Genomic DNA, 24,585 nt, shown 5'->3' with positions numbered 1-24,585 from the left:
CGCTGGGGCCCGGGAGGGCTCCGGGGGCCTCACGGGGCTCCACAGGCCCCGTGGGGACCTCTCAGGCCCCGGTGCCGCCGCCGCCCGGCATACCTGCGGCCGTGGGGATGACGTCGTCGATGAGGCCGTACTCCTTGGCCTCGAAGGCGTCGAACCAGCGGTCGCGGTCCGAGTCGCGGGTGATCTGCTCGACCGACTGGCCCGTGTGCTGGGACGTGAGCTCGGCCATGCGCTTCTTGGTGTGCAGCAGCCGCTCGGCGTGGATCTTGATGTCGGAGGCCGAGCCGGCCAGGCCGGCGGAGGGCTGGTGGATCAGGATCTCGGCGTTCGGCAGCGCGAAGCGCTTGCCGGGGGTGCCCGCGCTGAGCAGGAACTGACCCATCGAGGCCGCGAGACCCATGGCGATCGTCACCACGTCGTTCTTGATGAACTGCATCGTGTCGTAGATCGCCATGCCGGCCGTGATCGAACCGCCGGGGCTGTTGATGTAGAGGTAGATGTCCTTGTCGGGATCCGCGGCAAGGAGCAGCAGCTGTGCGGTGATCTTGTTCGCAATGTCGTCGTCGACCGGCTGGCCGAGGAAGATGATCCGCTCGTTGAGCAGCCGGTTGTAGACCTGGTCACCGAGGCCACCACCGATGGAAGGCTCGCCGGCGGCGGAGGGCATCAGATTCGTCACGTATCCACCTGCTCGTCTTACGACGGCGCCGGGCCGTCTCACGTTTCCCTGCGGGGCTGGAGCCGTTCGCAGACTCCACTGCCCTCGTATTCATGGACCCTAACGCGCGGGTCCCTTCGGGGAATCCCGGAGATGGGAGTGTTCGCCGGGGGCGTAGCGACTTGGGTGCTTCGGTCCATGTACGGCTGCGGGCCGGTGGGGGCCGTGTCGCGCAGTTCCCCGCGCCCCTGAGTGCGTAATGCCGACGGGCCCCGAGAAGCGCTGTGCGTCTCGGGGCCCGTCCTCTTACGGCGTTACCAGGTAGGTGCCGGGGCTCAGCCCTCGGTCTTCTCCTCGGCGGCCTCGGCCGGGGTCTCCTCGGTGGAGGCCTCGGTCTCGTCCTCTTCGTCGTCCAGGTCGACGACCTCGCCGTTGGTGTCCTTGACCGCGGCCTTCTCGACCACGACGGCCAGGGCCTTGCCGCGGGCGACCTCGCCGACCAGGAGCGGAACCTGACCGCCCTCGACGACGGCCTGGGCGAACTGGTCGGGGGACATGCCGGAGGAGGCGGCGCGCCGCATGAGGTGCTCGGTGAGCTCCTCCTGGCTGACGTTCAGCTTCTCCTGCTTGACGAGCTCGTCGAGCACGAACTGCGTCTTGATGCCCTTGACCGCGGCTTCCTTGGTCTCGGCGTCGAACTCCTCGACCGTCTTGCCCTGGATCTCGAGGTACTTCTCGAGGTCGAGGCCCATCTGGCCGAGCTGGTGGTGCTCGAGGTTGTGCTTGCGGGTGTTGACCTCGTCCTCGAGCAGCTTGTCCGGGACCGGCACCTCGACCAGCTCGAGCAGCTTCTCCAGGACGCGCTCCTGGGCCTGCGTGGCCTGGTCGTACTGCTTCATGTTCTCCAGGCGCTTGCGGCTGTCGGCCCGCAGCTCCTCGATGGTGTCGAACTCGGAGGCGAGCTGCGCGAACTCGTCGTCCAGCTCGGGCAGTTCACGCTTGGCGACCTGGGTGACCTTGACGGTGACCTCGGCCTCCTTGCCGGCCGCCGAGCCGCCCTTGAGCTCGGAGGTGAAGGTGGCCTCGCCACCGGCCTCCACGCCCTTCACGGCGTCGTCGATGCCGTCCAGCAGCTCGCCGGAGCCGATGGTGTAGGAGACGCCGTCCGCGACGCCGTCCTCCAGGACCTCGCCCTCGACCTTGGCCTCCAGGTCGATCGTCACGACGTCGCCGTCCTCGGCGGCACGCTCGACCGGGGCGGTGGAGGCGAAGCGCTCGCGCAGCTCCTCGACCGCCTTGTCGACGTCCTCCTCGGTGACCTCGACCGCGTCGACCTCGACCTCGATGCCGGAGTAGTCCGGGATCTCGATGGAGGGACGGATGTCGACCTCGGCGGTGAAGTTCAGCGTCTCGCCGTCCTTCAGCTCCGTGATGTCGACCTCGGGCTGGCCCAGCGGGTTCAGCTCGGCCTCGTTGACCGCGTCGGTGTAGAACTTCGGCAGCGCGTCGTTGACGGCCTCCTCCAGAACCGCACCGCGGCCGAACCGCTGGTCGATGACCCGGGCCGGGACCTTGCCCTTGCGGAAGCCCTTCACCGTGACCTGCTGGTTGATCTTCTTGTACGCCGCGTCGAGGCTGTCCTTGAGCTCCTCGAAGGGCACCTCGACAGTGAGCCGAACCCGAGTCGGGTTCAGGGTCTCCACGGCGCTCTTCACGGTTCGGTCTCCTTGTGGCTGACTTCTTGGGTTCTGCCGGGGCCAGAACGGCCCGGCGGATTTCGCCGCCCGGAGACTTCAGACGCTGAGACACACGGACGGCAGCTTGCATAGTAACGGCAGCGACTACACCGCCCAAAAGGCGATCACATGAGTGACCGGGAGACGATCACCCGAGATGACTCGAGATGGCTCGAGAGATGATCGGATGGCTGGTCGGGGTGGCGGGATTTGAACCCACGGCCTTCCGCTCCCAAAGCGGACGCGCTACCAAGCTGCGCCACACCCCGTCTGGTGCGACACGTAGGGTACATGGCGCAAGGCCGTACGGCCGCCGCATTTCCGCTGCGTCGACGCCGGGAAGGCCCGAATGCGAATGCGGTGTGCGACGAGGGCGCACAACCCGCTACGATGCTTGCGTGCCGAGGTCACCCGACCTGCGGCGCGCACCGTGCGGGCGTAGCTCAATGGTAGAGCCCTAGTCTTCCAAACTAGCTACGCGGGTTCGATTCCCGTCGCCCGCTCTGAACGGCTCGGGCCCGGTTCTTCGGAACCGGGCCCGAGGTGTTTTCCGGATTCACAGCCCGCGTACGTCCACCGTGTAGACGGAGCGGACGCCGTAAGGGACGTACAGGGCGTCGCCGACCAGGACCAGCGGGGCGCCCGAGGTGACGAGCATGCTGTCGGTTCTGCCGCCGTCGTCGCGGCCGTCCAGGGTGGCCTCGACCTCGCCGCTGCTCGCGTCCAGGGAGGCCAGGCGGCCGCTGGGGGACGCGAAGTACACATGGGTGGCGGAGGCGGTCGGCGGCCCCTGCTGCTCCACGGTGGAATTGGATTCCCACAGTGTCCGGCCGGTGCGTGGCGAGACCGCGCGGACGCCGCCGCTCTCGCGTGTGAAGTAGACCGTGCCGCGGACCAGGTACGCCTGCGCGTCCTCGGGCCGGGGCTGGGCGAGCCGGCGCACGGTGAGCACGCGCGAGGAGACGTCGATCAGGGTCAGGCCGCGGTCCGTGTCGAGGGAGTCCGCGAGGACCAGACGTCCGTCGTGTTGGCCGAGCAGGTACTGGGCGCCCTTGGCCTCGACGGTCCAGCGGGCCTTTCCGGTGGCCGGGTCGATCTGGGAGACGGTGGTCCCGGAGGCTCCCTTTTCCGACAGGCCGATCACGCAGACGAGGTAGGCGCGGTCGGCCGCCGAGCGCAGCAGGCAGTCGACCGAGTCGTCCGGGTCGCTCGGCTTCGGGCGGCTCCAGCGGACGTCGCCGGTCTCCGCGTCGAGCAGGGCGTACCGGTCGCCCTGGGAGCCGTAGAAGGTGACGACGCCCTCGGGGACGGCCGTGGCGGCGTCCTGCGTGCTGTCGGGGACGGACGCCGACTCGCCGGTGCCCGTTTCGGTCCGCCAGAGCTCCTTGCCGGTGTCGGCGGCCAGGGCGGACACCGTGTACCTGAACCGGGGGCCGGCCGCCGTCTCGCCCTCCTCCGCCTCGTAGGCGTAGACGTGACTGTCGGTGGCGCCGATGAGCGCGCCCTCGCTGCTGCCTGCGGAGCCGTCGGGTGTGGGGTCGACGGACCGGCCCCAGGTGGTGCGGCCGTCGGCGAGATCGAAGCGGGCCGCCATGAGGCCGGAGCCGGCGCACACCAGGGAGGTGTCGACGGCTGCGCAGCCCTTGAGCGCGCTCTCGGCGCCACCGAGGAGGCGCTCGCTGCCCTTGGGGGCTTTCGCGGCGGCGGCCCAGGGCTCCCAGCCGTCGGGGAGGTCGCTGGGGACGGAGGCCGAGGTGCCGGGGTCGGTGTCGCGGGAGAGGGCGCCGGTGAGGACCAAGGTGGTCGCGGCCAGTACGGCGGCCACGGCCGTCCCGGCCGCCGCGGCGAGGAGGTAGCGGCGTCTGCGGCCGCCGCGCGGCGCGGTGGGCTCGGGCGGCGGGTCGGCGAGCGGGGTGTCGCGCTGTGGCGTGGCCGCGGGGACGCGCCGGGGCAGAACGGTTCTCGACTCTCCGGCGGCCGGGGGCACCGCGGCCGGGCCTCCGTCGCGCAGCAGGGTCAGGAGTTCGTCGGCGGTCACGCGGGACTTGGGGTGCTTCTCCAGGCAGAGGCGCACGAAGGGGAGCAGTTCGTCCGGTACGCCGTCGAGGGCCGGTTCGCCCTCGACGACCCGGACGGCCGTCTCGTAGGGGCTCGGGCTGTCGAAGGGGCCGCGGCGGGTGGCGGCGTAGGCGAGGACCGAGCCGAGGGAGAAGATGTCGGCGGCCGGGCCGACGTCCTGCGGGGAGGAGAACTGCTCCGGGGACATGAAGGGCGGGGTGCCCATGACGCGGCCGGTCTGGGTGAGGACGTCGGCGGCGGCGAACTCGGCGGCGCGGGAGATGCCGAAGTCGATGACGCGGGGGCCGTCCTCGGCGAGCATCACGTTGGCCGGCTTCAGATCGCGGTGGACGACTCCGGCGCGGTGGATGTCGCGCAGTGCCTCGGCGAGGCCGGCGGCGAGTTCACGCAGCCGGGGCACGGGGAGCGGGCCGTGCTCGCGGACGTGGGTGCCGAGGTCCGCGCCCGGTATGTAGAGCGTGGCCATCCAGGGGCGGGACGCGTCGGCGCCGGCGTCCACGACGGGGGCCGTGAAGGCGCCGCTGACCTGTCGGGCCGCGGCCACCTCGCGGCGGAAGCGGGCGCGGAACTCGTCGTCGTCGGCGTACTGGCCGTGCACCACCTTGACGGCGAGGCGCCGGCCGGAGGCCGAGCGGGCCAGATAGACCACACCCATGCCGCCGGAGCCGAGGCGGTCCTCGATGCGGTAGCCGCCCACCTCCGAGGGGTCAGAATCGCGCAGCGCCATCCCCGTACGCTCCCCCCGTCACGCACCGTCCCGTCGGGAGGAGAGTAGCCGCACGCCCTCGGGGCCCGCGGCGGCGGGCCGGTCAGAAGCTGATGGAGTTGACCGTCTCCGCTATCGAGTTGAGGAACCGCTGGATGGACGGGGCCATGCCGGTCGAGGCGAGGAAGAAGCCGAAGAGGATCGCCACGATCGCGGGGCCCGCCTTGATGGATCCCCCTCTCAGCAACACCACAAGGATGATCGCCAACAGCAGCACCACAGACAGTGAAATGGCCACAACTGATCACACCCTCGGTCGGTCCGCTCTCCCGGCCCGGGGGCGCCACTGCGCGCACCCCGCCAGAACCATCGTGCCACCAACACGGCCGGGCTATGCGGCCGGTGACGCATCGACCGCCCCCGTGTCGTCCGGGCCCGTGTACGACGCGTGCGGGAGGGGACCCGACGGCGGGGACTCGTACGGCAATTCGAAGGACCACCCGCACAGGGAATTCGGCCGGATCGTTTCCGTCTCCACACAACGCGTTCGCAGCTAATTCGAATTACTGCCCAAGGCTCCTCAACAACCCTGTGGAGAGGCTCCCGGAGAGCACTGAAGCGGACATTCCACTGGAGTCGCCCCCTGGTCTTATGCGCTACTTAGTCCGGAAGTATCCTGACAAGCAGGGCACCTGTGACGGACACAACTCGATACCGAAGATGTGTTGGTCATCACGCCGACAGCGACGTCAACTACCCGAAATCCGGGGTACCCACAGCGAATAGCCAGGAATCACGTCCGGCGTTTTACGAATAGCTGCAGGGAAGGCTAGGGTGCCTCAGATGTTCCACGCTGCCTCGTCCCCCGCAAGCGCAGCGAGGTCCCGGATCGTCTCCCCGAGCTCCTGGTGGGAGGGTCTGTGACGAACTCGCTGCGACCGAACGGCGACCGCAAGGCGCCACTTCCCCCGGCACAGTCGCCGGCAGGCGGAGTGCCGAGCCCGCGCTCGCCGCAGAGCCCCCAGAAGAAGCAGAACGGCAAGCAGCGCGACGCGTTCTTCGACAACGCGAAGTACCTCGCGATCGTACTCGTGGCCATGGGCCACGCCTGGGAGCCGCTCAAGGGCGACAGCCGGGTGCTCGAGGCCGCGTACCAGGTCGTCTACGCGTTCCACATGCCGGCGTTCATCCTCATCTCCGGCTACTTCTCGCGCAGTTTCGACATGCGGCCAGACCGGCTCAAGCGCCTGATCACGGGCGTGGCCGTGCCGTACATCATCTTCGAGACGGCCTACCCGCTCTTCAAGCGGTGGATCGACGACGACCCGAGTCAGGACATCAGCCTCCTCGACCCGTGGTACCTGACCTGGTTCCTGGTCGCGCTGTTCATCTGGCGGCTGACCACCCCCATCTGGAACATGGTGCGCTGGCCGCTGCCGCTGGCGCTCGGTCTCGCGATGCTGGCGACCGTCACCCCGGAGATCGGTGACGACCTGGACCTGCAGCGCGTCCTGCAGTTCCTGCCGTTCTTCGTGCTGGGCCTGGTCATGAAGCCCGAGCACTTCCAGATGGTGCGCACCCGTTCGGTGCGGATCGCCGCGGTGCCGGTGTTCGCCGCCGCGCTCGCCTTCAGCTGGTGGGCCGTGCCGCGCATGAACACCGCGTGGTTCTACCACCGTGACGCCGCGCAGGAACTGGGCGCGCCGTGGTGGGCCGGGCCGGTCATGGTGCTCGCGATGTTCGGCTGCTCGCTGGTGCTGACCGCCTGCTTCTTCGCCTGGGTGCCGCGCCGCCACATGTGGTTCACCGCGCTCGGCGCCGGCACGCTCTACGGCTACCTGCTGCACGGCTTCCTCGTGAAGGCCGGCGACTACCAGGGCTGGTTCGAGGCGAGCTGGTTCCACCAGCCGGCCGGGCAGATCACCGTGACCCTCCTCGCTGCCGCCGTCGTGACGGCGCTGTGCACCAAGCCGGTGCAGCGCGTGTTCCGGTTCGCGATGGAGCCGAAGATGGCCTGGGCCTTCAAGCAGGACGCGGCCGAGGTCGCCCGCGAGCGCCAGGGTGCCGAGAAGCGTGAGCGCGAGAAGGACCGCGAGAAGGTCAGCGCCTAGGCGCCATTCAGATCGCATCTCCCTGACCGAGAAGTGCGCGCATCCGTGCGTACTTCTCGGTCAGTCGTTTGCGGGTGGCCTCGTCGAGGACCGCGAGGCGGGCCGGATCCGCGTTGTGCGCCAGGTCCGCCTCCTTCACCAGCGGCGCGCCCGGGGTGGCGAGGATGCGCGCGGCGTACGCCTCTGGCGGCTCCCCCGCCCGCTTGGTGACCGCGAGGACGATGTCCCTCGTGCGGCTGCTCAGCGCGGCCTCACGCAGCCACTGAGGTGAGAGGGCGTCGTCCTCGACGGCGTCGTGCAGCCAGGCCGCCGCGATCTGGTCCTCGTCGCCGCCCCGTTCCCGTACTCCCTCCGCCACGGCCCGCAGGTGTTCGGCGTAGGGCCGCCCCGCCTTGTCGGTCTGGCCGGCGTGCGCGGCGCGGGCGGTGGCCTCGATCTGGGCCAGGGTCAGCGGGGTGCGGGGTGTGTCGGTCACCGCACCAGTGTCACCCCGCGCAGCGCCACGCGGGCCTCAACGGAGGGCGGACGCCGCCGTCGGGCCCTCTCGGCAGATCAGGAGGAGGGCGCGGTCGTCGTTGACGTCCTTGGCCACTGCTTCGATGAGGTGCCAGGCGGCGCCGTGGAAGCCGCCGGCGACGTAGCGGTCGGCTTCGCCGGTGAGGCGGTCGATGCCCTCGACGATGTCGCGGTCGGAGGTCTCCACCAGGCCGTCCGTGAAGAGCATCAGGACGTCGCCCGGGCGCAGTGAGCCCTTCACGGGGTCGAACTGGGCGCCGTCGTAGACGCCGAGGAGGGGGCCCTCGGCGGCCTTCTCCTCCCAGCGTCCGGTGCCCGCGCTGAGTTGCAGGCCCGGCGGATGGCCTGCGGAGTAGAGCTCGTAGTCGCCGGAGTCCAGGTCGAGGACCAGATGGATGGAGGTGGCGAAGCCCTCGTCCCAGTCCTGGCGGAGCAGATAGCCGTTCGCGGCGGGGAGGAAGGCGTGCGGCGGGAGGGAGCCCAGCAGGCCGCCGAACGCGCCGGACAGCAGCAGGGCGCGGGAGCCCGCGTCCATGCCCTTGCCGGAGACGTCGGTGAGGACGACCTCGAGCGTGCGGCCGCCGTTGGTGCGGGCCGCGACGACGAAGTCACCCGAGAAGGACTGGCCGCCCGCCGGGCGCAGCGCCATCTCCTGGTGCCAGCCGCCCGGCAGATCGGGCAGCTGGCTCTGCACCCGGATGCGTTCGCGCAGGTCGAAGAGCATGGTGCCGCCGCGCCGCCAGGGCACACCGACCCGGCTGCGGAACTGGGCCAGCAGCAGCCCGAAGAAACCGCAGGCCGCGACCACGAGCACGATGCCCGGGGTGACCCTGGAGGGCCCCTCCGTGTACGGGCCCAGTTGCACCGACTCCACGATCAGCGCTGTGGCCGCAGCCGCGTACAGGCCGAGCAGGCTGGCCGGGCGCAGCACCAGGCCGCCCACGACGACGGGCAGGACGAGCGCGGCCGGCGAGAACCACACCGAGTTCGCCAGTGTCGCCGCCGCGATCAGGGGAACGGTCAGGAGCAGACCGGCCAGGGCGATCCAGTCCGAGCCGTCGCCGCGGAAGTAGTCCACGGCGGCTCGGCGCACGCCGACGCGGGCCCGGTGCCACTGCTTCTTCAACCGGGCCGTGAACGTGTCGGCTTCCGCGCGCCGCTCTCGTCCTGATGCCATTAGTTCGGGACCCTATCCATCGGACCAGCCCCTTGGCACGGGAGGTCCTACTTGTCCCCCGTCCGAGGGCCGACTTCACAGTGAACTTCACAGCGCGCCGTCCTGCCGCCGCCTGGGAGAAATTTGCTCGCTCGTCCCGCATTGCCCTGGTAGGCATGGTCCATGGCGACTGACGCGACCGGCTCCGCGACCGACCTGCGGGTGCTGCGGCGGGACGATTGGGACAAGTGGTACGACACCCTGATCCGGGGCTTCGGCGGGGTGCCGGAGTCCACCGAGGAACGGGAGTTGTGGAACTCGCTGACCGAGTTCGACCGTTCACTCGGTGCCTGGGACGGGGACGAGTGCGTGGGGACGGCTGGGGCGTTCGGCTTCCGGCTCACGGTGCCCGGCGGCGCCTCGGTGCCGGCCGCGGGCGTCACCATGGTCAGCGTGGCCGCCACGCATCGCCGGCGCGGGGTTCTGACGTCGATGATGCGGCGACAGCTGGACGACGTCCGGTCCTGGGGTGAGCCGCTGGCCGTGCTCACGGCCTCCGAGCCGGCGATCTACGGCCGGTTCGGATACGGCTGCGCCACCTTCCAGTTGAACGCCGAGATCGACACGACCCGGGTGCGGCTCACGTCGCTGCCGACGGGTACGGATGACGTACGTGTGCGGTACGCCGTTCCGGCCGATGTCCTCGATGTGTGCGAGGCGGTGTACGCCCGGCTGGTTCCGTCGCGGCCCGGGATGCTGGCCCGGCAGCCCGGCTGGGAGCGGCTCCCGCTGCTCGATCCGGAGGGCGAGCGGGAGGGGGCGTCGCCGCTGCAGTGCGTCGTCGCCGAGCGGGACGGGGAGACGGTCGGGTACGCGCGGTATCGCGTCAAGCCGGGCTGGGAGGCGGCGGGGCCCGAGGGCACGGTGATCCTGGAGGACTCGGCCGCGCTGGACCCGGCCGCGGACGCGGCGCTGTGGCGGTTCCTGTTCGGGATCGACCTGACGTCGTCGCTGGTGCTGCGGGGGCGGGGGCGGCCGGTGGACGACGCGTGGCGGCACTGGGTGTCCGACATCCGGCGGTGCCGGCCGCGGTTGGGGGATTCGCTGTACCTACGGCCGGTGGAGCTGGGGGCGGCGCTGGAGGCGCGGACGTATCAGGCGCCGGTGGATGTGGTGTTCGAGGTGGAGGACGCGTTCTGCCCCTGGAACGCCGGGCGTTGGCGGCTCAGCGGGGATGCGAAGGGGGCGTCGTGCGAGCGTACGGCGGACGCGGCTGATGTCGCCCTGTCCGTACGGGAGTTGAGCGCGGCGTATCTCGGGGGTGTGTCGCTGGCCTCGTTGGGGGCGGCGGGGCGTGTGCGGGAGGTACGGCGGGGGGCGTTGGCGGAGGCCTCGCTGGGGTTCGGGGCGGGCGGTGTGGCGCCGTGGTTGCCGTACGGCTTCTGAGGTCGGGGGTTCCTCAGGGGCGGCGTTGGCAGGTCGGGCACCAGAAGAGGTTGCGGGCGGCGAGGTCGGCGGTGCGGATCTCGGTGCCGCAGAGGTGGCAGGGCTGGTTGGCCCGGCGGTAGACGTACACCTCGCCGCCGTGGTCGTCCACGCGGGGTGGGCGACCCATCGCCTCCGGGGTGTGTTCCGGGCGGACGGTGTCGATGCGGTTGTTGCGGACGCCCTCGTGCATGAGGTCGACCAGGTCGGTCCAGATCGCGTGCCACTCGGGTGGGGTGAGGTCCTTGCCGGGGCGGTACGGGTCGATGCGGTGCCGGAAGAGGACCTCCGCGCGGTAGACGTTTCCTACGCCCGCGATGATCTTCTGGTCCATGAGGAGGGCGGCGATCGTCGTACGGCTGCGGGCGATACGGCGGTACGCGGTGTCCGGGTCGGCGTCGTCGCGGAGGGGGTCGGGGCCGAGGCGGTCGTGTATCGCCTGCTTCTCCGGGGGTGTGATCAGGGCGCAGGTGGTGGGGCCTCGGAGGTCTACGTACGCGGTGTTGTTCGCGAGGCGGAGGCGGACCGTGTCGGTGGGTGGGGGTGCGGGGGCCGGGCCGAAGGTGACCTTGCCGAAGAGGCCGAGGTGGATGTGGATCCAGTCGGTTTCGCGGAAGCCGAGGAAGAGGTGTTTGCCGTGGGCCTCGGTGTGGGTGAGTTCCGTGCCGGTGAGGATTGAGGCGGCGTCGGCGAACTTGCCCTGGGGGCTGGTGGTGTCGGGGGTGGTGCCGAGGAAGGCGGCGGCGTAGTCCTGGGCCAGGCGGTGGATGGTGTGGCCTTCTGGCACGGGTTCTCCCTGTGATCGTTGCCTTTGCCCACCCGCCCGCCCGACTCGGTCGGTCAAGAGGTTGACGTCGAAAGACATCGGGGCTCCGCCCCGCGCCCCGGCGGGGACGTGTCCCCTGCGCCCCTCGACGGGGGCTTTCCCACCCACCCACCCGAATCGGTTGGCCAAGGGGCTGGGGTCGAAAGGCATCGGGGCTCCGCCCCGGACCCCAGCGGGGACTGCGTCCCCTGCACCCCTCGCTCGGGGCTCCGCCCCTGCACCCCGTGGGGCTGTGGCCCTGCACCCCGTGGGGCTGTGGCCCTGCACCTCGTGGGGCTGTGCCCCTGCACCCCGTGGGCTGCGTCCCTGCACCCCGTGGGCTGCGTCCCTACACCCCGTGGGGCTGCGTCCCTACACCCCGTGGGCTGCGTCCCTACACCCCGTGGGGCTGCGTCCCTACACCCCGTGGGCTGCGTCCCTGCACCCCGTGGGGCTGTGCCCCTGGACCTCGTGGTCTGCATCCCCGCATCCCTGCAACCCGTGGGGCTGCGCCCTTGCATCCCTCGGGGGGCTACGCCCCCTGGGCGCCGCCCGCCAGGCGGCTGGGGCCCAGTTGCCCCGCGCGGGCTCGGGCTCGGGCCCTGGACCTGCGAATGACTCAGCCCTGGTCTCCCAGCACGCCTGAGGCATGCCCGAGGCTGAGCCGTTCAGGGCTGGGACGGCATCCCTGGTCCGAAGCAGCAGGTCGGGGGCGAGTCCGGCTCAGGTGATCAGGCGTCGGGGTCCTGCTGGGGGTGGTGCGGGGGGATTGCGGGGAGGGTGCCTGTCGTTTCGTAGGCGTCGAGCATGTCGATGCGGCGGATGTGACGTTCGTCACCGGAGAACGGGGTCGCGAGGAACCGCTCGATGAAGGCCGTCGCCTCGTCCTGCGAGTGCATGCGCGCGCCCACGGCGACGACGTTGGCGTTGTTGTGCTGGCGGCCGAGGGCCGCCGTCTCCTCGCTCCAGGCGAGGGCCGCGCGGACACCCTTGACCTTGTTCGCGGCGATCTGCTCGCCGTTGCCGGAGCCGCCGATCACGATGCCGAGGGCGTCGGGGTCCGCGGCCGTGCGCTCCGCTGCGCGGAGGCAGAAGGGCGGGTAGTCGTCCTGGGCGTCGTAGATGTGCGGGCCACAGTCGACGGGGTCGTGACCCGCCGCCTTCAGCCAGTCGACGAGGTGGTTCTTGAGTTCGTAGCCGGCATGGTCCGAGCCGAGGTACACGCGCATGGGATGAGTGTGACACGGGTGTTTCGGGGAAGGCGCGCGGGGTGGCGCTCATGAAAACGTGAGGCGAATGTGAGCCGCATTACGGAACCTCAGGAAAACCTCAAGTAACAATCTGGATTCAAAGGTTCTCGAAAACGTTCGCCTCGGATTCACTGGACCGGCTCGTACACCCGCTCGTACGAGGACCCGTACACCGTCATGCCGCGACACACCCCGTTCGTACGGCTGGTGCGGCTCCGTACGGAAGAACAGCTCCCCGGCGCAAAGGAAATCCGTTCCATGACCTCGCAGCCGACACTGAAGACGACCGGAAACGACCCCGGAGGCCCCGGAGAACCCGGCGGGCCGGACGGCAGCTCCGGGCTGCAGGCCGGGCTCAAGAACCGGCATCTTTCGATGATCGCCATCGGTGGCGTCATCGGAGCCGGGCTCTTCGTGGGGTCCAGCTCCGGTATCGCCACCGCAGGCCCCGGCATTCTCCTGTCGTACGCCCTCGTCGGCACGCTCGTGGTGCTGGTGATGCGGATGCTCGGTGAGATGTCGGCCGCCAACCCGACCTCGGGTTCGTTCTCCGCGCACGCCGACCGCGCGCTCGGCCCCTGGGCCGGTTTCTCCATCGGCTGGCTGTACTGGTTCTTCTGGGTCGTGGTGCTCGCGGTCGAGGCGACCGCCGGTGCCGTGATCCTGGAGGGCTGGATCCCGGCCGTGCCGCAGTGGGCCTGGGCCCTGATCGTGATGCTGGTGCTCACCGCGACCAACCTGGTCTCCGTGGGGTCGTACGGCGAGTTCGAGTTCTGGTTCGCCGGGATCAAGGTCGTCGCGATCGCCGCGTTCATCGTCATCGGTGGGCTCGCCGTCTTCGGGCTGCTGCCCGGCGTGGACAGTGAGCAGGCCGGGTTGAGCAACCTCACCCAGCACGGCGGCTTCCTGCCCCATGGCGCCGGCGCGATCCTCACCGGTGTGCTCCTGGTCGTCTTCTCCTTCATGGGCAGCGAGATCGCCACCCTGGCCGCCGGTGAGTCCGAGAACCCGCAGCAGGCCGTCACCAAGGCCACCAACAGCATCATCTGGCGAGTCGGCGTCTTCTACCTCGGTTCGATCTTCGTCGTGGTGGCCCTGCTGCCCTGGGACAGCAAGTCCATCACCGACGACGGCTCCTACGTCGCCGCGCTCGACTCCCTGGGCATTCCGCACGCCGGTCAGATCATGAACTTCATCGTGCTGACCTCGGTGCTGTCCTGTCTCAACTCGGGTCTCTACACCGCTTCCCGCATGGCCTTCTCCCTCGGCCAGCGCGGCGACGCGCCGAAGTCCTTCGCCCGCACGACCTCCAACGGCGTGCCGCGGACCGCGATCCTCGCGTCCGTCGCGTTCGGCTTCGTCGCCGTCTTCTTCAACTACAAGTTCCCGGACTCCGTCTTCCTCTTCCTCGTGAACTCCAGTGGCGCGGTCGCCCTGTTCGTGTGGCTGGTGATCTGCTTCTCCCAGCTGCGGATGCGGAAGATCATCCAGGCGGAGGCGCCGGAGAAGCTCGTCGTCAAGATGTGGCTGTACCCGTATCTGACCTGGGCGACGGCGGCACTGATCGTCTTCATCCTCGGCTACATGCTCACCGACACCGAGCACGACGGGCGCCAGACCATTCTGCTGTCGCTGCTCGTCGCGGCCGTGGTGCTCGCCATCGCCTTCGTGAAGCACAGGGGCCGGGGCCGTCGCGGCGCCGACGTCGCGCAGGCCGGGGTTCCGGAACAGGGCCGGGACGAGGTCTCGGCCGGCTGACGCCGACCGGCGGGCGCTCGCCCGTTCATCGTGTGGGGCCTGCGGTGCGTGTTCTTCCTTTCAGGACGCGCACCGCAGGCCCCTTTCTTGCGCCCTCTACAGCACCATGAAGCTGTCCCTGACCTTCTCGTACGTGCTCAGGGCCTCCTCCTCGATCCCTGACCGGTACCAGGTGTTGATCTGGTACGACTTGCCGCCCACGTTGAAGCCGAGCAGCCGGGCGTGCCAGCGGACGCCCTCCAGCGTGAAGGTGTACTCCCAGACCACCGCCGGGTGGCCGCGGAACGTCGTCTCCTCCAGGCGGATCTTGCTGTAGTCCTGGCCCTGGTGGGCGTTGCGCTCCGAGGTCTGCCAGGTCTCCAGGAGGTCGCCGCGGGCCAGGGCGGACTTGCCGACCAGTTCCTGGGCGCCGTCCGGGGAGGTGTAGTGCACCTCCGCGCCCGTCTTCACGTCCCGCCGCCAGCCCTCCGGTGTCGCCCAGGCGAACCCTCCGGCCTCCCGGTGCGTGCCCGGAGGCAGGCTCTGCGGCCGGGCTGTGCCCTCGACGGTGGATGTGGGTGTCGGGGTGGGGCCGGTGGTGAGGGGTGCGGAGGCCGAGGAGCCTGCCCGGGGGGCGTCGTCGCCCGGTGAGCCGGACGACGTCGCCAGGATGATTCCCGCGACGGCACCGGCCGTCGCGACCGTGGCCGCCGCGGCGGCGAGCATCCTACGGCGGTGACCTGCGCGGGGGCGGGGAACGGCCGGGACGGCGGGGCCGGGGAGTTCGCCCGGCGGCATGGGGTGGGGGCGGCACTCGGTTGCTGCCTGTGCGCGGTTGAGGGAGACGGGGCCCGGGCGGGTGGTGGTGGCGCGGCTGTCGGGATGGGCTGCCGCGTGCGGCTGTGCCTGTGCGGCGGCTTCCTTGGTGGGAGCGGTGGTGGCCTCGGCCGTGGGGTGGTGGTTGTGGGGTTGGAGTGGCGTCGCGTCCAGGACGGGGGCGGGGGCGGGTTGGCGGGGGTCCTGGGGGGCGGCTTGTGCGTGGGCCGGGGTGGGTGGTTGCTGTGGGGTGGGGGGCGTGAGGGGTGGCGGCGCCGTCGTCGGGGCAGGTGTCCGGGGTTCCGGTTCCAGGGCGCGTTGCTGGTTCTTCTCGGGGGCCGGTTCCGGAGCGCGTTGCTCTTCCGGGTCCGGGATGAGTTCCGGTTCCGTGTTGTCCAGGTCCGGCTCTGGCCGTACCTCCTCAAGTCCCCCTCCCCCCAAGGTCTCCTCAAGGCCGGCCGCACCCACCGCTCCCCACCCCACCGACACCGTCGGCGTAGGCACCGGGAACGCCACCGCCTCCAGGGCCGTTTCCAGGTCCTCCAGGTTCGGGCGGGTCGACGGGTCCTTCTCCAGGAGGGCCGTGAGGATGTCGCGCAACGGTCCCGAGGCGGCGGGGAGTTCGGGCTCCTCGTAGAGGACCGCGTGCAGGGTGGCCAGCGTGGTGTCGCGGGAGAAGGGGGAGCGGCCGCCCAGGGCCGCGCAGAGGGTCGCGCCGAGGGACCAGTTGTCGGAGGGCGGGCCCTGGGGGCGGCCGGAGATGCGCTCGGGGGCCATGTAGTCGGGCGAGCCGACCAGCATCCCGACCATCGTGAGCGCCTTGGCGTCCTGGATCGCGGCGATGCCGAAGTCCGTGAGGACGACGCGCCGTTCAGGGGATCCGGGACCCGACCCCTGGCCGGAACCCGGGCCGCCACGGCGTGCCGGTCCGGCCGCGTTCTCCACCAGGACGTTCCCGGGCTTGATGTCCCGGTGCAGGACGCCCCGCGCATGCACCTGCCGTAGCGCCGCGACCAGGCCGAGCCCGATCCGGGCCGTCTCGCCGGGGCTCAGGGGGCCGTCCTCCGCGAGGATCCGTTCCAGGGAGCGGCCGGCCACCAACTCCATGACGATCCAGAGGCGTTCGCCCTCGTCGACCACGTCGTAGACGCGTACGACGTTGGGGTGGTCGATCCGGGCCGTGGCCCTGGCCTCGCGCAGGGTGCGTTCGCGGCGCGTCCTGTTGTCCTCCGCGTCGATGCCGTCGATCCGCATTTCCTTGACGGCGACCGGCCGGTCGAGTATTTCGTCGGCGGCTCGCCACACCCGCCCCATTCCCCCCTGGCCGATACTTTCGACCAACCGATAGCGCCCCGCCACCAATACCCCTGGAACACCGCCGCTATTCGCATTCCCCGGCAATCCGCTGCACCCCCTCCACGACGCCGCGACCGCCTCCAGTGAAACACAACGGTCACACTTCGCGCCGCACCAGGATAGTGCGACCAAATCTTGTGGTACCTCTTTCAGTGCTGCGAATTCAGGCGCAGCCCAGGGGGACGCAAGGGGGGCGAACATGAGTTCTCGTCGTACGGCCGTGGTCGTGGGGCCGCTGGTCGCGGCATCATTCTCGGCGGTGCTGATCCTTTCCGGCACTGCCGGCGCGGAGGACGGAGGGCCCGCAAGCGGCAAGGGAGGAAAGGCAGTCGACGAAGCACCGGCCGGGGTGAAGCTCACCACGCTGCTGCCCGAGAAGATCTCGGTCGACAACGGTTCGAAAAAGACGGCGATTACCGCCACCGTGAAGAACGAGGGGAGCAAGGACAGCGGGAAGATCAGGCTGCTGGTCGTCGGATTCGACGGGCTTGTGGTCAAGAACGTCGAGGGCTGTTCCGCGATACCCGAGAACGGTCTTCCGAAGGGTTCGAACAGCGGTTTCGCCTGTGCCGTCGACAATCTCGCGGCCGGTAAGTCGAAGTCCTATGCCGTGGACGCGACGTACGACCTGAGCAAGGCCGGAAAGATCTGTCTGCCCGTCCAGACCGCCGACGGGAAGAAGACGTTCTGGCAGCAGGGCCCGGTGCCGTTCGGCACGACCAACCCGTCGCCGGACGCCCCGGCGACGCCCCTGCTGCTCGGTACGGACAACAAGCCGGTGTCGCCGGGCGGCAAGGGGTCCCCGGGCGGCGGCAAGGAGCTGGCGGAGACCGGCTCGGCACGTGAGGTGCTGCCGCTGGGCGCGGCCGGGGCGGCGCTCCTCGCGGCGGGCGCGGCCGGGATGTGGTGGTCCCGGCAGCGGGTGCCGGGGCGTCAGGAGGGCTGAACCGGCCGCGACGGCGCCGGGATCGGCGCCATGACGCACGAGAGGCTCGCCGGGCTGTGGGATAACCCGGCGAGCCTCTCGTACGCGACCGATACGTCAGCCGCGACCGTCGCGTCAGCGCTTGTCGGCGAGCTTCCAGGCCGTCGGCAGCGCCCCCATCGCCAGCGCGGCCTTCAGCGCGTCGCCGATCAGAAACGGCGTGAGGCCGGCCGCGATGGCGGCGGTGGCGGACATGCCGGTGGAGAGGGCCAGGTAGGGCACGCCGATGGCGTAGATGATGGCCTCGCCCACCAGCATCGTGCCCGCCATGCGCAGCATCGAGCGGTCGGCACCGCGGCGGGCCAGGGCGCCCACGACGGTGGCGGCGAGGATCATGCCGAGGATGTAGCCGAAGGAGGGGGCGACACCGGAGGTGCCCTGCGCGAACCACGGCACGCCCGCGACGCCCGCCACCGCGTACAGCGCGAGCGCGAGGAGGCCGCGGCCGGCGCCGAGGGACGTACCGACGAGCAGCGCGGCGAAGGTCTGGCCGGTCACCGGCACCGGGGAGCCCGGCACGGGCACCGAGATCTGGGCGGCGAGACCGGTGAGCGCGGCGCCGCCGAGCACGAGGGCCGCGTCCCGGACACGAGAGGAGGGGAGCAGGTCGGCGAGGACCTGCCCGGTGCGGGCGGGGACGGCAGCGGTGCTCATGGGGACTCCGCGAGGGTGAGGGTCGGTCGGGACACGGTGACGCTATCCCAGCGCCCTCGTACTGATCACCGTCAGCGATCGACAAAGGCACGAACGTACGGTTGGTTGGCTCCTGACAAAGGGTGAGCGTTACACCGAGGTCGACGTGATGCCGGTCACGCTGGCAGCGAGGCTTCGGTCACGGACTCGACGGTGAAGCGGACTGTAGGGTTTCGCCAAATGGCCTCCAGGTCCGGTGCCCTCGGGCCTCCGCGACGGGCGTCCACCCTCCGTTCCCGGGACCTCACGGCGCGCGTTCCACATGTCCGCATGCTGGACAGCCCTCCCTCCCGGGTGAGGGGACCACCCAGACTGGCGGCGTTTTTGCCCTCTCTCGCCTCTCACGCATTGGACGAGCCGCGCCCATGCCCAGCAGCACCACCACCGGAACGCCGCCCAGCACGGACGACGCCTCCCTCTCCCATGGCCTGAAGCAGCGCCACCTGTCGATGATCGCCCTCGGCGGGGTGATCGGCGCCGGTCTGTTCGTCGGCTCCGGCGCGGGTATCGCCGCGGCCGGTCCTTCGATCGTGGTCGCCTACGCCCTCTCCGGTCTCCTCGTGATGCTGGTGATGCGGATGCTCGGCGAGATGTCGGCCGCGTATCCCTCGTCGGGGTCGTTCTCGGCCCACGCGGAGCGGGCGATCGGCCCCTGGGCCGGGTTCACCGCCGGCTGGGCGTTCTGGGTCCTGCTCTGTACGGCCGTCGGTCTGGAGGGCATCGGGGCCGCGAAGATCGTCAGCGGCTGGCTGCCGGGCACCCCGGAGTGGGCGTGGGTGGCGCTGTTCATGGTCGTCTTCTGCGGCACGAACCTCGCGGCCGTGAAGAACTTCGGCGAGTTCGAGTTCTGGTTCGCGGCCCTGAAGGTCGGTGCGATCACCCTGTTCCTGGCGCTCGGCGTCCTGGCGATCCTCGGCGTCCTGCCCGGCACGGACTCGCCGGGCGCGACCCACCTCACCGACTTCATGCCGAACGGCGGTGAGGGCCTCGTCATCGGCCTGCTCGCCTCGGTCTTCGCCTACGGCGGCCTGGAGACGGTCACCATCGCGGCGGCCGAGTCGGAGAACCCCGTCAAGGGCGTGGCGAGCGCGGTCCGTACGGCGATGTGGCGCATCGCGCTGTTCTACGTCGGCTCGATGGCCGTCATCGTCACCCTGGTGCCGTGGGACTCCAAGGAGGTCGTCGAGAAGGGCCCGTACGTCGCCGCCCTGGACGAGCTGGGCATCCCCGGCGCCGGGCAGCTGATGAACGTCGTCGTGCTGGTGGCCCTGCTGTCCGCCATGAACGCCAACGTCTACGGTGCCTCGCGCATCGGCTACTCGCTGGTGCAGCGGGGCCAGGGCCCGAAGGTGCTGGGCCGGGTCTCGGGCGGGGTGCCGCGGATCGCCGTACTGGCGTCCTCCGTCTTCGGCTTCCTGTGCGTGCTGCTGAGCTACTGGCGGCCGAACGACGTCTTCGCCTGGCTGCTGAACATGATCGGCGCGGTGATCCTGGTCGTCTGGATCTTCATCGCCGTCTCGCAGCTCCGTCTGCGCCGCCGGCTGGAGCGCGAGGCGCCGGAGAAGCTGGTCGTCCGGATGTGGGCGTTCCCCTGGCTGACCTGGGTCGCCCTGGCCGGCATGGCAGCGGTCTTCGTCCTGATGGCCCGGGAGCCGGACACGCGGGTGCAGCTGTACTCGACGGGCGCGATGACGCTGGTGCTGGCGGCTGTCGGGTACGCGTGGCAGAAGGCGCGCGCCAGGCAGTAGGAATCTCCTGGTGAAGGCCCCCGCGACAGCTGCGGGGGCCTTTTCGTGTGTCCGGACACCCACCGTCGCCGTTCTGCTGCTAGCGTGCAGTTGCAAGTATATTGCAATAAGAGGTTCGAAGGGGTCACGCTTTGCCCGTCTACACGCTGGAGCAGCTTGCGGAGGCGGCCCCCTGAGGTCGTATGAAGCGTCCTGCCTCGTGATCGTCTTCTCACCCTTCACGGCGGCAGGCGGAGAGAGGGAAGCCCCCGCGAGGACATGACTCGCGGGGGTTTTCCCGTGCCCGGGGCGGGTCAGGGCTTGCGGCCGAGACCGCCGTGCTGGCCGATCGCCTCCGTGGACGCGCCCGGCTCGGGGTGCCACAGCGGTACCGAGACCACGCCCGGTGCCACCAGTTCCAGGCCCTCGAAGAAGGCCTCGATCCGCTCGACCGGCCGCAGGAAGTAAGGGACGGCGCCGGTCTCGTTGTAGGCGTCCTGGGCCTGTTCGTAGGCCGGGTCGGTGCCTCGGGAGCCCTCGTTGAGGGAGAGGAAGCTGCCGGAGGGCAGACCGGCCAGGAGGCGGCGGACGAGGCCACGGGCCTCGTCGTAGTCGGCCACGTGGCCCAGGATGCCGCTGAGGATCAGGGCGGTGGGGCGGGTGAGGTCGAGGGTCTTCCCGGCCGCCTCGATGATGCGCTCCGGCTCGTAGAGGCTGATGGGCTCGTAGTCCGTCGCGCCCTCGGGCGTGGAGGTGAGCAGGGCGCGGGCGTGCGCGAGGACCAGGGGGTCGTTGTCGACGTAGACGACACGCGACTCGGGGGCCAGGCGCTGGGCCACCTCGTGGGTGTTGTCGACGGTCGGCAGTCCGGTGCCGACGTCGAGGAACTGCCGTACGCCCGCCTCCTGGACGAGGTGGCGGATGGTGCGGCCGAGGAAGGCACGGCTGCCGCGGGCGATGGTGACGATGCCGGGGAACACGGCGGTGTAGGCGTCACCGGCCGCCTCGTCCACCGCGTAGTTGTCCTTGCCGCCCAGCCAGTAGTTCCAGATCCGGGCCGAGTGCGGCACCGAGGTGTCGATCTGCGTCATGGGCCCATAGTGCTACGGCACTTCCGCCTCGCAGGGCACATTGAGTGAGAGGAGTGCGGCGGAACCGTCGGAGTTCACGCGCAGTTCGCTGATCGCCGCGTTCCGCAACCGCGGGAGCACTCTGCGGTACTCCTGGGGCGGGATCGACAGCAGCGTGCACAGCACCAGCCGCAGCAGGGTGTTGTGGGCGACGACCAGGACGCGTCCGCCGGGGTGGGCGGTGGCGATGCCCCGCAGGGCACGGATCGCCCGGGCCGCCGCCGCGAGCGGATCCTCGGCGCCGGGGAAGGAGTGGGCCACCGGGTCGGCACGGAAGGCCGCGGCCCACTCCGGGTCCTCCGACTCGAACTCGGCGAGCGTCCGCCCCTCGACCACGCCGAAGTCGCATTCACGCAGGCCCGGTTCGACCTCCGGGGCGAGGCCCAGGGCGCGGCAGGCGGGCTCGGCGGTGGCGATCGCCCGGGACAGCGGGGACGTCCAGATCGCGTCGACGGGGTGGGCGGCGGCCCACCGGCCGAGGGCCTCGGCCTGGGCACGGCCGGTGTCGGTGAGGTCGATGTCGCTGACCCCGGCGTACCGGTTCTCGGCGTGCCAGACGGTCTGCCCGTGCCGGGCCAGGAGAAGAGTGGTGGTGGTCATGGCTTTCCGTGGTCCGGGTGCGGGCGGGTACGGGCGGTGTGCGCGACGTCGGCGGGCAGCCAGCCGCGTTCCTCCAGCGCGTCGACGAGGCGAGCGTACGGCTCCGAGAAGCGGGCCGTGCGCTCGGCGCGGGGTTCGAGCACCGTTCGGACGCGGACCATGCGCTCGGCGACATCGGCCAGCGCTCCGGCCCCCGACACCCCGTACGCGGCCAACGCCGCCATGCCCAGGGCCGGTTCCGTCTGTTCCGGGACGCGGGCCGGGCGGCCGAGGATGTCGGAGCGCAGTTGGTTCCAGTAGGGGCTGCGGGCGCCGCCGCCGGTGAAGGTGAGCGGGCCGTCGAGGGGGGCGCCGAGGTGGTGGAGGTAGTCCAGGCAGAGCCGTTCGGTGAAGCCCACGCCTTGCAGCAGGGCGGCCCACAGCTCGGCGTCGCCACCAGGGTCGCCGAGGACGAACCCGGTGGCCTCCGGCGCCCGGAACGGGAACCGCTCCCCCGGCGACACCAGCGGGTACGCGACCGCCCGGGCCGGCTCGAAGGCCGCCGCCCGCTCGTCCATGGCCGCCGGGTCGGCGTCCGGGAAGTGAGCCGCGAGGGCCCCGGCGCCCACGCTCGACGCCCCGCCGGGCAGCCAGGTGCCGTCGGGGGCGCGGTGGTTGTAGACCACGCCGGTGGGGTCCCGGACCGGGTCCCGGGCGGCGCCCTTGAGCACGAGCGTGGTGCCGAGCACCGAGTTCCAGGCGCCGGGCCGCAGCGCGCCCGAGGCGATCTGGGCCGCGCAGCCGTCGGTCATACCGGCGAGCACCGGGGTGCCGGCGGGGATGCCGGTGGCGTCGGCGGCCTGCGCGCAGACCTCGCCGAGGCGGGTGCCGGGGCGTACGACCTCGGGCAGCAGGCGGTCGGGGACGCCGAGTTGGGCCAGGGCGGCTTCCGGCCAGGCCTCGCGGTGGAGGTCGTAGCCCGTCTTGAGGGCGTGGCTGGAGTCGGCCGGGGGCGGTGTGCCGGTGAGGCGGGTGACGATCAGGTCGGGCTGGTGGGCGAGCCGCAGGCCGGGGCCGTACTCCCCCACCAGCCACAGCGCCTTCGGCAGCGCCCAGGTGTCCTGCACCGCGAGCCCCGCGTCCCGGGCCCGTGCCGCCTCCGCCGACGCGCGTCCGTCGTCGTACATCAGCGCGGGGCTCACCGGGTGGCCCGAGCCGTCCGTGAGCAGGACCGTGCCGGAGGTGCCGCACACCGCGAGTCCGCCGATCGGCAGGCCCGGCGGGGCGGAGCCGAGTGCCGCCCGGGACGCCGTGCACAGCGCCTGCCACCAGCGCACCGGGTCCTGCTCGTGCCGCACTCCATCGCGGCGCCCGGTCAGCGGGGCCGAGCCACTGCCGAGGACCGTGCCGTCGGCGGTGACGAGCAGCACGCGGACGCTCTGCGTGCCCAGGTCGATCCCCAGCCAGGCCTCATGCTCGTGCGTCATACGGCCTCCCGCACATATGAATCCGTGAACTTCACACTCTGCCCTGAGATTTTCCCGTGCGCGAGGGATTGACGCCCAACTTCAGCCGTTCCACCCTCTGTTAACGAGTCGACTCGACGTGTTAACCAGGCTCCACGTGGAGGTACGGATGGACACGCACGTGCACGACCGCCGGCGCTTCCTCGCCCTCGCCGCCGGTGCTGCCGCGGCCCCGCTGCTCACGGCCTGCGGCTCCGGATTCGGCGGGAACGACAACAAGAGCGACGGGTCAGCGGCGGACGACATCACCGGTTCCTTCGACTGGAAGCGGGAGAAGGGCACCACCGTCAAGGCCCTGCTCAACAAGCACCCGTACACGGACGCCCTGATAGCCGACCTGAAGTCCTTCACCGAGAAGACCGGCATCAAGGTCGAGTACGACGTCTTCCCCGAGGACAACTACTTCGACAAGCTCACCGTGGACCTGTCCAGCGGGCGCGCCTCCTACGACGTGTTCATGCTCGGCGCGTACATGGTGTGGCAGTACGGGCCGCCGAACTGGCTGGAGGACCTCGGGCCCTGGATGCGCAACTCCTCGGCGACGGGCTCCGAATGGGACCAGGGGGACTTCTTCCCCAACCTGCTCCAGGCCGACCAGTGGTCGCTGAAGGCGGGCGCGCCGCTCGGCCGGGGCGGGCAGTACGCGCTGCCGTGGGGCTGGGAGACGAACGTCGTCGCCTACAACACCGAGGTGTTCACGAAGCTCGGGGTGAAGCCCGCCGAGTCCTTCGACGAGCTGGCCGAACTCGCCGGGACCATCAAGCGGAAGGCTCCGGGCGCCGGTTTCGACGGGATGTACGGGATCGCCGTACGCGGCTCCAGGAGCTGGGCCACCATCCACCCCGGCTTCATGACGATGTACGCCCGCAACGGGCTGAAGGACTTCACGGTCGACGGCGGGAAGCTCACGCCCGCCATGAACAGCCCCGAGGCCGTCGCCTTCACCGAGGACTGGGCCCGGATGGTCAAGCGGGGCGGGCCGCCGTCCTGGACGTCGTACACCTGGTACCAGTGCTCCAGCGACCTGGGCGCCAAGAAGGCCGGGATGCTGTTCGACGCCGACACCGCCGCCTACTTCCAGGCGGTGAAGGGCGCCAGCCCCGCCTCCGGGAAGATCGCCTTCCACCCGGGGCCGAAGGGGCCGGACGGGTCGCTGGCCACCAACATGTGGATCTGGTCGCTCGGCATGAACGCCAAGAGCAAGAAGAAGAGCGCCAGTTGGCTGTTCCTGCAGTGGGCGACCGGCAAGGAGCATCTGCGCAAGAGCGCGATCACGCACAACCACATCGACCCGGTGCGCAAGTCCGTCGCCGACGACGCCGCGTACAAGGACAAGATGCGGCATCTGCCGGGCTTCCTGGAGACCTTCGAGACGGTCGTCGACCAGACGAAGATCCAGTTCACCCCGCAGGCGCAGTTCTTCGACGCGACGACGAGCTGGGCGGCGGCCCTCCAGGAGATCTACGGCGGCGAGGGCGCGAAGTCGGTCCTGGACGGGCTGGCGGACGACCTCGCCGACAAGGTGGGGTAGCGC

At 70.6% G+C, this 24,585-nt stretch carries 19 protein-coding genes and 2 tRNA genes; 7 read left to right on the top strand and 14 right to left on the bottom strand.

What is annotated here, in order from left to right:
- Window positions 1–61: 61 nt before the first annotated feature.
- From ACFT4A_RS07485 to ACFT4A_RS07475, 3 genes are all read right to left on the bottom strand, one after another.
- On the bottom strand, window positions 62–667 hold the full coding sequence (locus ACFT4A_RS07485; protein WP_030818448.1) for an ATP-dependent Clp protease proteolytic subunit: 606 nt from the start codon (window positions 665–667) through the stop codon (window positions 62–64).
- Window positions 668–993: 326 nt separating this feature from the next.
- The gene (gene tig, locus ACFT4A_RS07480; protein WP_382826824.1) at window positions 994–2,373 is read right to left on the bottom strand and encodes a trigger factor; all 1,380 of its coding nucleotides are present in this window, start codon (window positions 2,371–2,373) and stop codon (window positions 994–996) included.
- A 213-nt stretch (window positions 2,374–2,586) separates the two neighbouring features.
- Window positions 2,587–2,663, bottom strand: a tRNA-Pro gene (locus tag ACFT4A_RS07475).
- A gap of 163 nt (window positions 2,664–2,826) precedes the next feature.
- On the opposite strand from ACFT4A_RS07475, the gene ACFT4A_RS07470 reads away from it, so the two are divergent.
- Window positions 2,827–2,897: transfer RNA gene (locus tag ACFT4A_RS07470), tRNA-Gly, on the top strand.
- Between the two features lie 53 nt (window positions 2,898–2,950).
- Here the strand turns inward: ACFT4A_RS07470 and ACFT4A_RS07465 are convergent.
- The gene (locus ACFT4A_RS07465) at window positions 2,951–5,200 is read right to left on the bottom strand and encodes a protein kinase (protein WP_382826822.1); all 2,250 of its coding nucleotides are present in this window, start codon (window positions 5,198–5,200) and stop codon (window positions 2,951–2,953) included.
- A gap of 82 nt (window positions 5,201–5,282) precedes the next feature.
- Window positions 5,283–5,477 carry a hypothetical protein gene (locus ACFT4A_RS07460; RefSeq protein WP_142163958.1) on the bottom strand — a complete coding sequence of 65 codons (195 nt, stop codon included), beginning with the start codon at window positions 5,475–5,477 and terminating at the stop codon, window positions 5,283–5,285.
- 622 nt (window positions 5,478–6,099) lie between these two features.
- Between ACFT4A_RS07460 and ACFT4A_RS07455 the strand changes: the two genes are divergently transcribed.
- Window positions 6,100–7,290: an acyltransferase family protein gene (locus ACFT4A_RS07455; protein WP_382826820.1), complete on the top strand. Its 1,191-nt coding sequence runs from the start codon at window positions 6,100–6,102 to the stop codon at window positions 7,288–7,290.
- Between the two features lie 7 nt (window positions 7,291–7,297).
- On the opposite strand, the gene ACFT4A_RS07450 is transcribed toward ACFT4A_RS07455, so the two are convergent.
- Complete coding sequence (locus tag ACFT4A_RS07450; RefSeq protein WP_382826818.1) at window positions 7,298–7,765, bottom strand: HD domain-containing protein; 468 nt, start codon at window positions 7,763–7,765, stop codon at window positions 7,298–7,300.
- Between the two features lie 36 nt (window positions 7,766–7,801).
- On the bottom strand, window positions 7,802–8,983 hold the full coding sequence (locus ACFT4A_RS07445) for a PP2C family protein-serine/threonine phosphatase (protein WP_382826816.1): 1,182 nt from the start codon (window positions 8,981–8,983) through the stop codon (window positions 7,802–7,804).
- Window positions 8,984–9,145: 162 nt separating this feature from the next.
- Between ACFT4A_RS07445 and ACFT4A_RS07440 the strand changes: the two genes are divergently transcribed.
- A complete protein-coding gene (locus tag ACFT4A_RS07440; RefSeq protein ID WP_382826814.1) occupies window positions 9,146–10,408 on the top strand; it encodes a GNAT family N-acetyltransferase in 1,263 nt (420 codons plus the stop codon).
- A gap of 13 nt (window positions 10,409–10,421) precedes the next feature.
- Here the strand turns inward: ACFT4A_RS07440 and ACFT4A_RS07435 are convergent, their stop codons facing one another.
- Together ACFT4A_RS07435 and ACFT4A_RS07430 are read right to left on the bottom strand one after the other, a co-directional pair.
- Window positions 10,422–11,234, bottom strand: coding sequence for an Fpg/Nei family DNA glycosylase (locus tag ACFT4A_RS07435; protein ID WP_382826812.1), 813 nt, complete (start codon window positions 11,232–11,234; stop codon window positions 10,422–10,424).
- 749 nt (window positions 11,235–11,983) lie between these two features.
- Window positions 11,984–12,481, bottom strand: coding sequence for a ribose-5-phosphate isomerase (locus tag ACFT4A_RS07430; protein ID WP_382826810.1), 498 nt, complete (start codon window positions 12,479–12,481; stop codon window positions 11,984–11,986).
- Window positions 12,482–12,760: 279 nt separating this feature from the next.
- On the opposite strand from ACFT4A_RS07430, the gene ACFT4A_RS07425 reads away from it, so the two are divergent.
- Complete coding sequence (locus ACFT4A_RS07425) at window positions 12,761–14,260, top strand: amino acid permease (protein WP_382826808.1); 1,500 nt, start codon at window positions 12,761–12,763, stop codon at window positions 14,258–14,260.
- A 96-nt stretch (window positions 14,261–14,356) separates the two neighbouring features.
- On the opposite strand, the gene ACFT4A_RS07420 is transcribed toward ACFT4A_RS07425, so the two are convergent.
- Window positions 14,357–16,417, bottom strand: coding sequence for a protein kinase (locus ACFT4A_RS07420; protein ID WP_382826807.1), 2,061 nt, complete (start codon window positions 16,415–16,417; stop codon window positions 14,357–14,359).
- Between the two features lie 193 nt (window positions 16,418–16,610).
- On the opposite strand from ACFT4A_RS07420, the gene ACFT4A_RS07415 reads away from it, so the two are divergent.
- Window positions 16,611–17,357, top strand: a complete 747-nt coding sequence (locus ACFT4A_RS07415) for a hypothetical protein (RefSeq protein ID WP_382826805.1) — start codon at window positions 16,611–16,613, stop codon at window positions 17,355–17,357.
- Between the two features lie 114 nt (window positions 17,358–17,471).
- On the opposite strand, the gene ACFT4A_RS07410 is transcribed toward ACFT4A_RS07415, so the two are convergent.
- Window positions 17,472–18,050, bottom strand: a complete 579-nt coding sequence (locus ACFT4A_RS07410; RefSeq protein ID WP_382826803.1) for a biotin transporter BioY — start codon at window positions 18,048–18,050, stop codon at window positions 17,472–17,474.
- 404 nt (window positions 18,051–18,454) lie between these two features.
- Between ACFT4A_RS07410 and ACFT4A_RS07405 the strand changes: the two genes are divergently transcribed.
- Window positions 18,455–19,837 (top strand): amino acid permease, encoded by a 1,383-nt coding sequence (locus ACFT4A_RS07405; protein WP_382826801.1) that lies wholly within the window; start codon window positions 18,455–18,457, stop codon window positions 19,835–19,837.
- A gap of 293 nt (window positions 19,838–20,130) precedes the next feature.
- Here the strand turns inward: ACFT4A_RS07405 and ACFT4A_RS07400 are convergent, their stop codons facing one another.
- Genes ACFT4A_RS07400 through ACFT4A_RS07390 form a run of 3 tightly spaced genes read right to left on the bottom strand, consistent with a single transcriptional unit; the run spans window position 20,131 to window position 23,012 of the window.
- Entirely contained in the window at window positions 20,131–20,907 is a 777-nt protein-coding gene (locus tag ACFT4A_RS07400; protein WP_382826799.1) for an SAM-dependent methyltransferase, read from the bottom strand.
- A 12-nt stretch (window positions 20,908–20,919) separates the two neighbouring features.
- Complete coding sequence (locus ACFT4A_RS07395; RefSeq protein ID WP_382826797.1) at window positions 20,920–21,546, bottom strand: histidine phosphatase family protein; 627 nt, start codon at window positions 21,544–21,546, stop codon at window positions 20,920–20,922.
- Window positions 21,543–23,012 carry an FGGY-family carbohydrate kinase gene (locus ACFT4A_RS07390; protein WP_382826795.1) on the bottom strand — a complete coding sequence of 490 codons (1,470 nt, stop codon included), beginning with the start codon at window positions 23,010–23,012 and terminating at the stop codon, window positions 21,543–21,545. Before ACFT4A_RS07390 ends, ACFT4A_RS07395 begins: the two co-directional genes overlap by 4 nt.
- Before the next feature lie 148 nt (window positions 23,013–23,160).
- Between ACFT4A_RS07390 and ACFT4A_RS07385 the strand changes: the two genes are divergently transcribed.
- Window positions 23,161–24,582 carry an ABC transporter substrate-binding protein gene (locus tag ACFT4A_RS07385; protein ID WP_382826793.1) on the top strand — a complete coding sequence of 474 codons (1,422 nt, stop codon included), beginning with the start codon at window positions 23,161–23,163 and terminating at the stop codon, window positions 24,580–24,582.
- Window positions 24,583–24,585: the final 3 nt, after the last annotated feature.

Origin of the sequence: Streptomyces sp. NPDC057099 (assembly GCF_042671245.1) — a bacterium.
Taxonomy (GTDB): Bacteria; Actinomycetota; Actinomycetes; order Streptomycetales; family Streptomycetaceae; genus Streptomyces; species Streptomyces purpurascens.
The sequence above is the reverse complement of the archived record's forward strand: the minus strand, read 5'-3'. Positions and strand labels throughout refer to the sequence as shown.